Origin of the sequence: Chitinophaga varians (genome assembly GCF_012641275.1) — a bacterium.
Taxonomy (GTDB): domain Bacteria; phylum Bacteroidota; class Bacteroidia; order Chitinophagales; family Chitinophagaceae; genus Chitinophaga; species Chitinophaga varians_A.
The window spans coordinates 564,051-576,722 of sequence record NZ_JABAIA010000003.1 but is presented as its reverse complement, the minus strand read 5'-3'; the positions used below and the strand labels follow the sequence as shown (position 1 = coordinate 576,722).

The following is a 12,672-nucleotide window of genomic DNA, read 5'->3' as shown; positions in this document are numbered from 1 at the left end:
CCCTGGGTTACAATGAGGTCCAAGTAGCAAAGTATGAATGGCGCTGAATAAAACTAAGAATTGCTTTTTCCCGGAAAAAGCAATTCAGACTATAAGATATCAGTGTTGTTATGACTATCCAGTTCATTGGGAAACCACAAGTTTTTTGAACCTGACTCACAACGTAGCCCAGGGCTTCAGCCCTGGGAAACAAAAAGGCCGGCCCTTTTGAGGCCAGCCTTTGCATATGGGTTGATCACTAATTACTGTATTAACTTCTCCATCACAGCATCGAAATGCTGCCGCTGGTAGTAGTCCATCGATACGGCGATACGGCCGTCTTTGTCCACGATCACCAGGTGTGGTATGCCGGTGATATTAAACAGTTTCCTGACGCCGGTTTCTTCTTTGAAACCGCCATCGGCGAGTACCTGCATCCATTCCATGTGCAGCTCTTCCATGGCTTTTTTCCATTTGTCTTTATCGTCGTCTACTGACACGCTTACAAACACAACGCCTTTGTCCTTATATCGGTTGTAGTGTTCCCGCAATGCAGGCACATAGGCGCGGCAGGGCGCGCACCAGGAGGCCCAGAAATCCAGCACAACTACCTTGCCTTTCAGGTCGTTCAGTGATACCGGCTTGCCTGTAGGGTCTTCCGTCCTGAACGCAGGCAGAGGTGAACGGGCTTCTATTTTCCGGTAGGTTTCTATCCGTTCTGCCAGGGCTTTGCCTTCCGGTGTATTTTTACCTTGCGGTGTGAGTTGCGCATACGCGGCTTTGGCTTCATCATACTTCAGCGCGTACCGGCTGGCAATCCAGGGCGCAATCTCCTCTTTGGGATGTTCTGCAAAGTACCTCATTGGCGGGATGCCGCTGGTGAGGTACTGCTGCCACTGGTCGTTGTAGCTGCCTCCTTTAACGCTGCTGCCGGTGAGAGAATCAAAACTGCATTCCATGGTGTAGTCTGCATTTTCAAGGAACACCTCCACCCTTTTGGTGCTTATTTTCAGCAACACGAGTCGCGGGTGGTCTATTTTACCGGAGTAGGTGAACTGTCCGTTCTCGATACGTACGCGGGGCCAGTCGTTGTTACTTTCCCCGGTACGTTCCAGGATGGCCACACTACCATTGGCCACCCCTGTTATTTTGCCGCGGATGACGAAGCCGTCACCAGCGAAGCTGAACAGGGGCAACAACCATAAAACCAGTAGCGGGATATATTTCATAGGACAGGTTATTTGATGATTTCAGCCAGTTTTTTCTCTACGTCTTCTCCATACAGGCCCATTGCAAGCACTTTACCGTCTGGTCCTATCAGCACATTAAAAGGAATATAGCTGGCGCCATAAGACGCGATGGTTTCATCGGCCCAGCCTTTCATGCTGCATACGTTGGTCCAGTTGATACCATGTTTCTCTACGGCGTTTATCCATGCTTCTTTTTTCGAGTCCAGGGAAACGGCTATCATAGAGAAGTTTTTGTCTTTGTATTTATCGTTGGCCGCTTTCAGGTAGGGTATCTGTGGTTTGCAGGGACCGCACCAGCTGGCCCAGAAATCCAGGAACACGTACTTGCCTTTGAAATCGGCCAGGGACACCATTTTACCGTTGGCGTCGGGGACACTGAACGTGGGCGCCATGTCACCAACTTTTACTTTGCCCAGTGTGCCCTGTGCTTCTCCCGGTTCGCCGAATTTGAGTGTCATCGGAGACGGATCTACTTTACCGGGATGAAGGCGGCGCTGCATGATGCGGGACGCAATAGCGTGTTCTCCCAGGCCGGCGAAGATTTCATCAAACTCCTTTTGCCCATTAAAGAAAACAGTGGCCGCATAAGCAGAGACTCCGGAGTTAGGATGTTGCTTGATCCAGTTGCGGTAAGCGTTTTGCAGACGTTCTGTTACCTCCTTGTATTCTTTACCGTATTTTTCGGCAGCATCTTCGTCGCCCACTTTCATGGCCTTATTGATGCTTTCCATCAGCTCATTTTGTTTTTTGCCGTCCCCTTTTTCCGGGTCCATGAGCGCCATCATTTCCTGCCATTCTTTTACCCAGACGTCTCCACTATACCTGGCATTTTCGAAATACGGCCCTTTGCCGGAGATATGTATTTTTCCGCTTTCCAGGTAAAGGAGGGTCGCTCCTTTTTCGCCCTGCTTGCCTATCGCCAGCACATAAATACTTCCACCCTTCGGCATCGGCCTTTTGATAGTAAAGCTGTGATTGACGATCCGCACCGTGTCAAATTCGCCGGTATAGGGCTCGAACAGCTGTACAAGCGTATCGTTAGGCGCTTTGTCAAGTTTGGCCGTGATGACGACCTCCTGTGCGTAGGCGCCATATGCTCCTGCGCTTAACAATAAGGAAAAGAGTATTTTTTTCATAATGGATTCGTTTATATATCAGGCACCCTGAATGGCGGAAAGGGTGAATCCTGATAACATTTTTTTAATTTGATTATTGAGATATTTTATTGCCAACCATGTCTTCCATGATTTTTACGGTTTCAGCCAGGTAGATGTCCTTCGCTGTTTTCCGGAGGAACTCCGTAGTGGCGGGACTGTTATCCGCTTTTAACAGGGACGGGTGAACGGACCTGTCAATGGGCAGGGTTACACGAAGTATATTTTCGCCACTGCCCTGCTTCGCATCTTTAATCTGTTGCTCCAGCCGTGCTGTCTGCGTATAGCGCTGGTAAAAAGATGGCAGGTCCAGTGCCACAGCCCGGCTATTGAGCTGTTCCAGTTGTTGGGCGCCGGCCGCCACAGTGGCAAAGGCGGATTCCTTCGCTACTCTTTTGCGGGCTGTTTCCACAACCTTGTTAAAATCAAAAGTGAAGGTCTCCGGCGTAAAAGGCAACAGTTTCATCGTATCACATACCATGGCGGAAGAATAGTCTTTTTCCATAACAGACTCCCGGCTCACCCTGTCCTGCAGCACAATATCGGGCCTTACGCCTTTTAGCTGGGTGGACTCTCCCGTGACGCGGTAGAATTTCTGTACTGTCAACCGCATGCTGCCGTAGCTGATATCGGCGGTGCCTTTGGCGGGGTCGCCCATTTTCCCGAGGTTTATGTTGGTCTGTGCAGTCCCTTTCCCGAAAGTGGAGCTGGTACCGATGACCAGTGCGCGTTTACGGTCCTGCATGGCGGCCGCAAATATTTCAGAGGCGGAAGCGCTGCCTTCGTCTACCAGCACGGTGAGCGGCCCATCATAGAGGGGTGGTGTGGCGGGCGAGTTATAGCGGTCCACCTTATCCTTGCCACGAAGCCAGCTCATAGGTCCTTCCGGAACAAAGCAGTAGCCCATTCTCACGACTTCGTCGAGTGCGCCACCGCCGTTGCCCCGCAGGTCCATCACGATGCCTTCTACTTCTTCCTGCTTCAGTTTTTCCACTTCGCGCGCCACATCGTTACAGGCGCCGTTTTGTTTGGTAGGCGTATCATCAGTATAAAATACCGGCAGCCAGATGTATCCGAACCGTTTGCCGTCACGCTCTATCACAGCGCTTTTGGCCCTGTTCTCCTTGTCAATGATTTCTTCCCGGGTGACCGTCACATTGCGCGGCTGGGCGCCGGGTTGCTTCAGGCGCAGTTTCACCGGGGTGCCTTTTTCGCCGCGGATCATGGCAGCCACTTCTGTTGGCGGCACGCCGGCGATATCCTTCATCTGTCCCTGATGATCAGAGATGGCCAGGATGAGGTCATTCTCTTTTACTTCACCGCTGCGATAAGCCGAGCCGCCGGGCAGCATCCGTTTCACAAAAAAATCAGCTTCCTTTACGCCCAGCTCAATACCCAGGCCGAAGTAACGTTTATTGAGCATATCATTAAGCGTCAGCGCCTGGGGAGCAGTGTACATGGTATGCGGATCTACCTCCATGGCAGCATCTCCTATGTACTGGAAGAACTTATCGTTTACTGCCTGGCCGCGGGTGTTCTGGCGGAAGAAATCAGCATACCACTTCCCTACTTTTTCACGGGCTTTGGCTTCCAGGGCAGCGTCCGGCTTTCCTTTGGCAGCGGAGTCCTGCATCTCCATATAGTTACGGAGCGTATGGTATTTGAGCAGTTTGCGCCACAGATCGGCCTGTTCTTTTTTACCTGCCGGATAAGGCGCATTTTTTCGTTCAGCCAGCACCGTTTCCTTCACCGTAAAATCAAAGGGTTTGGCCAGTGTCTGTTCACATAGTGCCTGTACTTCGTGTATCCGTTGGGTATAGATGGCCATCGCTGCATCGAAAAAGCCGGTGCCGGATGATTTTATTTCATCGTCGATAGTGGATTGAAAGGCCGACAGTTGTTGGATGTCTTCCTGTAAAAAGATACACCGGTTGGGGTCCAGCGTAGCTATATAACGTTTCCATACCTCGGCGGCGTAGGCATCGTCCAGTTGCCTGGGAGCGAAATGGCTTTTATTGATTTTATTAAAAACAGCGGCTATCACGTCTTTCCGGTAAGCCGGCCATGCAGCGGTATCGGCCGGCGCCTGGGCGTGAGCGGTATAGCTGGCAGACAACGCACAAGCCATCAACAGCCATGGATTATTTTTGCGAGATAATAATTTCATCTGAATCGGTTAAAAAATATCGTCTAAATAACAACATCAGGGCCTGTCGCCAACAGCCTGCAGATCTGTTCCAAAGGTGTTGGCAAAGTAGTTGATCATCACTTCATACTTCCTTTTGATCATCCCTTTGGTATCGATGGAAGGGTTAAAAAAAGTAGTCTCCAGTTCGGCTTTGCTATGGGAAGTGATCATTTCAATATAATCGAGGTAGTCTGTTACGATGTTCATGGACTGTCCGGTGACTTTCCCGACTATGCCCATACTGTATTTGTTGGCTTCATTGGAAGTCGTATAGTCAAAAGGCACCAGTTCCTGGAAAGCCAAAGGAATATCAATCCCTTTCACCCTGTAGGCGCGCTCCATATAAAACCGGTGCAGCAGGCCACGCAGCCGTTTGATCTCTGCGGGTGTTTTATTCAACAACGTACTGTCGGCCCACCCAACGGTAAGCGTACTGACGGTGCTGGCAAAACCGGCGGCATCACGTTCCGGCCCCTTGCCGATATAAGATGCCAGCAGGATCTTAAAAGGCAGCGTCTTCTGCAGGAAGGTGTCCGGGTACTGCAATATCAGCTGGTCATACACAAAACGAAGCGAGTAGCCGATATAAGCCGGGTTGGCATTAAAGGCGCTGTCTTCCCGCATATTGGTGTAATTGTACGCGAAATCAGCATGGGTAAACCGGTACAGGATATAACAGTTGTATTTTTTGTAGAACTGAACGATGGAATCGTCATAGCTATGATTGCCCTGTGGCAGTGTGTAACCGGGTACTTCAGCCGGTGATGTCAGTATGGCTTCCTTGCGGCAGGCCATCAATGCCATCAGGATAAAGGCCAGTAGCAGGTAATATCTTCTCATCAGTAGTCACATTAAACGTTAGGAAATACTATTGCGGCTTGCGTGTACCGGAATACAGCGGATTTTGCACCAGGGCGGGATTACGGTTCAGCACATCGTCCGGTATCGGCATCACGTACATTGGGTCGCGGGCTTCCAGCCGGAACACCTGTACAGTGGTCTCGTCAGGTGTGTAAATATGCTGAATGGCAGGCATGCCATATCTTCTGAGGTCAAACCATCGATGCAACTCCTCACGGAAAAGCTCCCTGCGGCGTTCTTCCCGGCACATACGCAACAGTTCATCAGCAGGCTTGATGTCCCACGCTTTAAAGGAAGTCATATCTATGCGGTAAGACCGGAGGGTGTTCAGGCTTGTCAATGCCTGTGCGGCGGCGCCGGCGTCACCTTTGGTTTTATAAAGCTGTATGTATGCTTCTGCACGATTGAGGTAGGCTTCTGCCACGCGCCAGCTATTGGCAAAATAATTTTCCTGCGACTTATAGGTATCGGTAATTTTCTGTTGTCCTAATTCAACAGGAACATACTGCTTCATGAATGGTGGCAGCACCATGATGCCTATCTGTCTGCGCAGGTCATTGTCTTCAAAAGCATGGTAAAGATTATAAGACACCTCATATCCAGTGGTAAAAGGATTGTTCAATTGCTCTATCGGGGAACCATAAGCGAAGATGGTCTCTTCGTTGTTAATTCCTGCCATCGGATGGGTGTCCGGGTCGGGATCACCCCAGGTGTTGAGGTTCATTAACAGTGAACGTTGTTTCAGGACAGCATCAGCATGGGCAATGCATTTTTCCCAGTTTTCCATATAGAGGTACACCCTGCTGGCGAACAAATGCGCCGCCACATGGGAGATGTGATACGCTTCAGTGTTCTTTTTGTATTTGTCCAACAGCTGTGTCGCCTGTTCCAGGTCGCGGGTGATCTGCTCATATACTTCCTTTACCGTATTACGTGCCAGGAAAGCCTCGGACAGATCTCCACTGGTACGTATTGGTATGCCAGGGCTTTTGTCCGGCGTGGTAGTGGAGTCATTGTATGGCCTGGCGTAAATATTTACCAGCATAAAATGGTAAAAGGCGCGCAACGTATAAGCCTGACCTTTCAGAACGTCTTTTTCCTCCTGTGACCCTACTGAATTATCGAGGCCACCAAGCGTCACGTTGACGCCCAGCAACAGACGGTAATATTCGCCCCAGGTATTGGTTTTATAGCCATACCCTTCGGCCGTCAACAGCCGCTCAAAATTCGGTTGCCACTGAAAAATCCCTGCTGCCGCCGCAGGCCTGGGTTCCCGCATAACGGGGCCGCTATAGCATTGTACATCGTCATCCAGATAACACATCCAGGGTTGCAGGAATACGTTCTGCCCGGGATAGCCTTCGGAGAACAACAGGTTTCCAAAATCACGGGTGGTTTTGGGCGTGATGTCTGTTTGCGAGTATTCCTGTAAAAACTTCTTACAGGATGTCATACCCAGCGCCACTATTATGATGACCAGTAATTTTTTCATCTCACTCAATTAACTGTTTGAATTAAAAAGATGCATTTATGCTCAGCGTATACTGCCGGCTCAAAGGCAATGCGCTGGTACCAACGCCGTCTATCTCCGGGTCCTGTCCCTGCAGCTTGCTGTTGGCAATGGTGAACACATTGTTGATGGAGGCACCCAGCGCCAGGTTTTTAATGCCTGTACGGCCCAGCTGGCTGGCGGGCACTCCATATCCCAACCGGATGGCATTGCAGCGCACATAATTGTTGTTCACTGTCCTCAGGTCAGACATCCGATAGGCAGTGTATGGATCAACGGTGAGAGGCTGAGTATTACCCAGCGACTGCGGGTACGTATAGGGAATCTTCAACAGTGATTCATTCCCCAGGTCTCTCAGCACAGGGAAGTCCGTATATTTTTCATCTCCTGGTTTACGCCAGCGGTAGAGATAATCTTTGGAGATATTGGCATTGGGCGCCGGCACACCGTTGGCGACCATATCTGAGGCGCTGCGGAAGGGATCATTCATTCGTTTGCTGCTGCCCAGGCTTACAAAAAAAGAGGCGGACAGGGAAAATGACTTATACCGAAACACGGGTTGAATAGCTCCGGATATGACCGGGAAAAGCTGTCCGGAATATACCAGCAGGTCGTCCGGATTGCTGGACGGTGTTTTAGCGTTCAGTTTACCAAAGGTGGGAACACCAGTGGCCGGGTCCAGGCCGGTATACTGATAAGAGTAAAAGCTGCTGATGGGTTTTCCGGCAAGACGCCCGCTGCCCGTCAGGTAGGCAAAGAAATTGTCCTGGAAAACGGCGTCGGCTACACGATTTTTGACCTTACCGGAAGTGATGGTAAAGGACAGCTGTGTGTTTTTCCGGCTGATGACATTGATATCGATCATCGCGTCCCATCCGCTGTTGTACAGCGTGCTGCCGTTGCGGTACATGGTGTTCATGCCGTATTCATAAGGGATTGGAATGTTGTCGAGCACGTCGACGGATTTTTTGGAATAGAACTCCAGGTTCACACGGAGGCGGTTGTTAAACATAGCGAAGTTGGTGCCGATGTTCCATTGGTAGGTTTTCTCCCATCTTAAATCAGGATAAGGCATGGACTTGATCCTTAGCACGGGCAGGCCAGTCAGATAATCAGGTTCGTCGGGGTTGGCGTAGGTGGCGATCAGGTTTGGCCCTACCGCCGTTACCACGTTGCCCTGTGTACCGTAGGAAGCCCTTACCTGCCAGTCGGTCAGCAAGGTAGTAGCGGGAAACCAGCTTTCCATGGCTGCGTTCCAGCGGCCGGAAACACTGTAATTCGGTAAGAACCGGCTGTTGGAAAACTGCCCGAAACGATTGGAACCGTCTGATCTGACCGTGGCGCTGAATATGTACCTGTTCATGAGGCTATAGGCAGCCGTGCCATAGAAAGACACTGAATTGTCCAGCGCACTGGTGATCACGTTCCGGGAAAACTTAGTACGGCTGACGGGTGCAGGCGAAAAAGTTTTGCCACGGTCCGGAAAGTAACCCGGTTCCGTAGATACGTTTCCGTTAGACTTTGTACTGCGTATTTCATTACCCAGGCTGACATTGAACTGGTCGCGTTCCTTAAAAAACCCTTTCGTATAGTCCAGGCTGTTTCTCAGCCCCCAGGTTAGTGCCTGTTGATTCTGCATGTAAGCGATACCGCCGTATGGCAGGTAGCTGTAGGCTTTCTGCATAGGTGTTGGCAGATCTCCGTATGCCCATCCGCGTATGTTGGAAACATAGAACGTTTGTTCATCCGCCGCGGCAAAACCATCTGCCGCATCGGTAATGATATTGGAGGAGTTGCGGAATATCAGCCCTGTCGCTATCCTGTAATCCATGTTCAGGTTCAGGCTCGTTGACGTCTGGGTGGAATTATTTTCAGAACGGGCGATTTCATCCAGGATATTCATGCGCAGGGGAATCCCGTAAAACTTAAGCGGAACATTGTTCACCGTCTGCGTAGTTGCTTTCATGGGATAATAATCATCCGGGCTGAAGACGCGGCTGGTCTGTAAGGCATAATTCAGCGGATTAACGCCCTGGAAATAGCCGGTGGCTTTACGGTAGCTGCTTTGCAGCGTAACGTCCAGGGTGAAGCGGCGGGTTACCTGCGAACGCAGGTTGAAACTTCCGGCATATACCTTATTGCCGTCTTCTTTCGCAGCGCCATTGTTACCGGAATAAGATGCAGATGCGTAGTATACAGTTTTAGCCGTACCGCCGCTCAGGCTCAGGGAGTGCTGCATACTCAGCTGGTTGCGGAACAGTACTTTAAACCAGTCCGTGTTGCGGGTTTCTATAGTGGCTACTTTTTCTTTGAATTGCGCTTCTGTAATATGCCTGGCATACAGCGCGCGGAGTAAACCTTCATAAGTCAGTTCCTCTTCCATGCCTGCGTTCCGTTCATTATACAGCACATGATCTTCCTGCATCTGTTTGGAAAAGGTCACCCGCTCCTGAGAGTTCATCAGGTTGAAGTCACTATAGGAAGGCCTTGCCCGAAAGGAAAGGTTGGAGTTATAGGATATCTGCATCGGGCCTTCCTTTCCTCTTTTGGTGGTGACCACGATAACGCCACTGGCCGCGCGGGTACCATAAATGGCGGTAGCCGCAGCGTCTTTCAGAAAGGTGATGCTTTCAATATCGTAGGGATTGAGGCCGCTGATAGCGTTGCCCATCAGTTCAAAATTGGCGGAGCTGCCATTGGCGGAAACCAGATTGTTCAGGACGGCATTGGAAACGTCGACCGGATCGGGGCGTATCATGCCGTCTATCACCCAAAGTGGCTGCGTGTTGCCCATGAGTGTGGAAGTACCACGGATACGCATATTGGGTTTTGCGTTTACGCTGCCGGAATTGTTGATCACCATCATGCCGGGCACTTTACCCTGCAGCATTTTATCCACTGTAGGCTGGCCTGGTTCGATGATATCTGCTGCCTTCAGTTTATAATAGGAACCGGTGGATAAGCGGGGATCGATTTTCTGGTAACCGTTCACTACTACTTCCTGTATATCGCGGGCGATGGTGTCCATCTTAAAGCTCATGATATTTGTTTCATTGGGATTGACGCGGTATACCAGCGGTTTCATACCCAACAGGGACATGTTGATCTGTTCGTTAGGTTTGGCCACGATCATAAACAACCCGTCAGCTCTTGTAACCGTCATCTGTTTTGATTCAAGCCCTTTGATACTAACGCCGCCAAGCGGCTCTCCCTTTGGGTCGGTCACCTGGCCGCGGACGATGACGCCGGTTACTTTCGCATCAGCCGGTGCTACATTGACGGTTTTATCTTCATAGATGGTAACGCCTCCCATGTCCACGCTGTAGTGCAGGCCGGTATTTTTCAGGAGCTGCTTCAGCAGTGCTTCCAGGCTTCCCTGTTCTATGCTGACGGTTACCGCTGGTTGACGGCCGATCAGTTCACTGTTGTAGGTAAAACGTAAATCCAGTTTTTTCCGGAGATCTTTCAGCACTTTACTGAGTGGCGCGTTCGTAGCCTTGTAGGATACTTTACGGGAGAGGACGCCCCGTGCTGCCGCTTCTTCTTCCTGGGCTGAAGCGGCAAGGGTTGCCATCAGCAGGAAAAACGACAGCAGCACACTTACCTTCCGGGCATAGCGTAGTAAGGCCCCTCGCAGGAAGGGCAAACCCTGCAATTTTTTCATGTTGGTCTGATATTAAAGTTTAAGGAAGCAACCGGCTGGCCGCTAAACATCCATTTTTAATGGCTGGTGTTGCACTATTGTTTTTTCACATGCACCGTACGGCCATCTACTTCAAAACGGACCGTGTGCATACTTTTCGTGATTTGGTTGAGTACATCCTGCAATGCCGCAGGGCGGCGTATATCTATGGTAAAACTCATCTTCTTAAGGTCGGTATCGTCAAATATAAAGTTGTAGTCGTAGCTGCGGGCCAGGCTGACAGTAATGTCCTGCAGGGGCGCGTCTTCAAAGAACAGGTCGCCCTCTTTCCAGGCAGTAAAAAGATGTGCTTCCACCGGTTGTTTCCGCAGGGAACCTGTTGTGTTATTTAATATGGCCTGCTCGTCCGGTTGCAGCACCACCTGCTCCTGCCCTGCTGTTACGAGCAGTTTGCCGGTGGCCAGCGTGGTGATCAGCTCCTGCCCATAGGCGTTGACGTTAAAGCCGGTGCCCAGCACTTTCATCGCTGTTTTGCCGGCGTGAACGACAAAGGGTTGTGACGCTTGTCGGGCCACTTCAAAGAAAGCCTCTCCTTCTACCGTCACTTCCCTGGCGGCGCCGTGGAAGGCGGCCGGAAATATCAGGCGGGAAGCGGCGTTCAGCCATACCTGTGTGCCATCTGCCAGCCGGAGCGAGAACTGCCGGCCTCTGGGCACGTCCAGTGTGTCCATGACCGTTACCTGTTCCTGGCCGCTGCCGGCTGCATACTCGAGATGGTCTGTATGGGCTTTTATACGGGCAATCGGGTTGTTTTGTATCAGTTGCGTGTCTTGTCCGAGGGTGACCGTGCGGCCGCCGGACAGGCGCAGCATCACTTTTTCTGCCGGTTGGGCATTGGCCAGCTGTACGACCGGCCGTTGGGCCCGGAACGTCCACCAGGCGGCACCTGCGGCCAATACGACCGCTGCGGCCAACGCTGTTCTCACCAGTACGCGTATACGCCCTTTTTGTTGAGCCCTTGCCCCGGTAAACCGCTGCCAGCCGTCGTCCGCGGAAAAGCTGCCGGCTTTCAGCCTGGCCTGCATTTCCCTGGCTGCTGCCATCGCTTTCAGTTCAGCCTCCGTCATGCCGGAAGACAGCTGACCTTCTTCCAGCCGTTCCATCAGCTTGTCCCAGTCTATATCGTGCTCGTTGTTATCTAAATTCATATCCGGTTATCATTAAGGCAATCAAAGTGTAAAAAAGGGTGAAGGCATTTTCACCAGCGGGATAAAAAAAATAAAAAAGATATCATCCGCGCCATCCATCCGCATTCCTTTCTTAAAAACTGCAATGCCAGTTTGATCTGTGTTTTCACGGTATTGACCGAAATATCCAGTACAGCCGCTATGTCTTTATACTTCAGGCCATCGCGGTTGCTCATCAGGAATATACGCTGCCGCTGTTCCGGCAAACGGGAAACCGCCTCCCACAGCGCCCTGTTGCGTTGCTCTTCCTCTTCTTTGTCTTCCAGCGGGAAATAGCGGGTCAACTCCTCGATGACGTGAATTTCTTCCAGCTGCGTTTTGCCGGACTTCCGCAGATAATTCAGTGAAGCGTTTTTGACCGCACGGGCGGCATAACTCTTAAAGTCGTGTGTGATCCGGATGATATGGCGTTTATGCCAGCAGTAAAGGAAAAAGTCCTGTACCACGTCCCTGGCCGCATCCTCGTCTTCCACAATATAGTAGGCTACCGTACATAAAAAGGTATAGTGCTGCCTGAACTGTTCCTCAAAGGAAACAGCCTCTCCTGATCCTGGTCGATGCATAAGCCACTTTGCGCGTTCATTGTTAGCCGTACAAAGTAAAAAATAATCCGGATTTATTTCCATCATCTCCTTTTAGCTGCGATTCACATAAAATCTGACGACAATCCTGTTATTATGGTCCTGGTATATGATAATTTATATCAGGCACTCATCTCCCCAAAAAGGGTGAAGGAGAAATCATATTTTTTTTCTTTCCGGGAAATCTATTTATATATAAATGAAAATAAATTAAATTGCACTAACTATCATTCAGTTTAAATATATAATAATTAATCAA

Annotated in this window: 8 protein-coding genes; all 8 read right to left on the bottom strand. The window is 50.5% G+C overall.

Annotated features, from left to right (window positions below):
* Nucleotides 1–242: 242 nt before the first annotated feature.
* Nucleotides 243–1,208, bottom strand: coding sequence for a TlpA disulfide reductase family protein (locus HGH92_RS25535; RefSeq protein ID WP_168873641.1), 966 nt, complete (start codon nt 1,206–1,208; stop codon nt 243–245).
* 8 nt (nt 1,209–1,216) lie between these two features.
* On the bottom strand, nt 1,217–2,365 hold the full coding sequence (locus HGH92_RS25530; RefSeq protein WP_168873640.1) for a TlpA disulfide reductase family protein: 1,149 nt from the start codon (nt 2,363–2,365) through the stop codon (nt 1,217–1,219).
* A 73-nt stretch (nt 2,366–2,438) separates the two neighbouring features.
* Nucleotides 2,439–4,550, bottom strand: a complete 2,112-nt coding sequence (locus tag HGH92_RS25525) for a carboxy terminal-processing peptidase (protein ID WP_168873639.1) — start codon at nt 4,548–4,550, stop codon at nt 2,439–2,441.
* Between the two features lie 36 nt (nt 4,551–4,586).
* A complete protein-coding gene (locus HGH92_RS25520) occupies nt 4,587–5,411 on the bottom strand; it encodes a hypothetical protein (RefSeq protein ID WP_168873638.1) in 825 nt (274 codons plus the stop codon).
* Nucleotides 5,412–5,439: 28 nt separating this feature from the next.
* A complete protein-coding gene (locus HGH92_RS25515) occupies nt 5,440–6,924 on the bottom strand; it encodes a RagB/SusD family nutrient uptake outer membrane protein (RefSeq protein WP_168873637.1) in 1,485 nt (494 codons plus the stop codon).
* A gap of 22 nt (nt 6,925–6,946) precedes the next feature.
* The gene (locus HGH92_RS25510) at nt 6,947–10,606 is read right to left on the bottom strand and encodes a SusC/RagA family TonB-linked outer membrane protein (RefSeq protein WP_168873636.1); all 3,660 of its coding nucleotides are present in this window, start codon (nt 10,604–10,606) and stop codon (nt 6,947–6,949) included.
* A 74-nt stretch (nt 10,607–10,680) separates the two neighbouring features.
* Complete coding sequence (locus HGH92_RS25505) at nt 10,681–11,793, bottom strand: FecR family protein (protein ID WP_168873635.1); 1,113 nt, start codon at nt 11,791–11,793, stop codon at nt 10,681–10,683.
* Nucleotides 11,794–11,843: 50 nt separating this feature from the next.
* Nucleotides 11,844–12,395, bottom strand: coding sequence for an RNA polymerase sigma-70 factor (locus HGH92_RS25500; RefSeq protein WP_168873634.1), 552 nt, complete (start codon nt 12,393–12,395; stop codon nt 11,844–11,846).
* Nucleotides 12,396–12,672 lie beyond the last annotated feature (277 nt).

Excerpts from the sequence above, each read along its gene's own strand:
- HGH92_RS25535 (WP_168873641.1), bottom strand. The coding sequence starts at position 1,208 with ATGAAATATATCCCGCTACTGGTTTTATGGTTGTTGCCCCTGTTCAGC.
- HGH92_RS25530 (WP_168873640.1), bottom strand. The coding sequence starts at position 2,365 with ATGAAAAAAATACTCTTTTCCTTATTGTTAAGCGCAGGAGCATATGGC.
- HGH92_RS25525 (WP_168873639.1), bottom strand. The coding sequence starts at position 4,550 with ATGAAATTATTATCTCGCAAAAATAATCCATGGCTGTTGATGGCTTGT.
- HGH92_RS25520 (WP_168873638.1), bottom strand. The coding sequence starts at position 5,411 with ATGAGAAGATATTACCTGCTACTGGCCTTTATCCTGATGGCATTGATG.
- HGH92_RS25515 (WP_168873637.1), bottom strand. The coding sequence starts at position 6,924 with ATGAAAAAATTACTGGTCATCATAATAGTGGCGCTGGGTATGACATCC.
- HGH92_RS25510 (WP_168873636.1), bottom strand. The coding sequence starts at position 10,606 with ATGAAAAAATTGCAGGGTTTGCCCTTCCTGCGAGGGGCCTTACTACGC.
- HGH92_RS25505 (WP_168873635.1), bottom strand. The coding sequence starts at position 11,793 with ATGAATTTAGATAACAACGAGCACGATATAGACTGGGACAAGCTGATG.
- HGH92_RS25500 (WP_168873634.1), bottom strand. The coding sequence starts at position 12,395 with ATGCATCGACCAGGATCAGGAGAGGCTGTTTCCTTTGAGGAACAGTTC.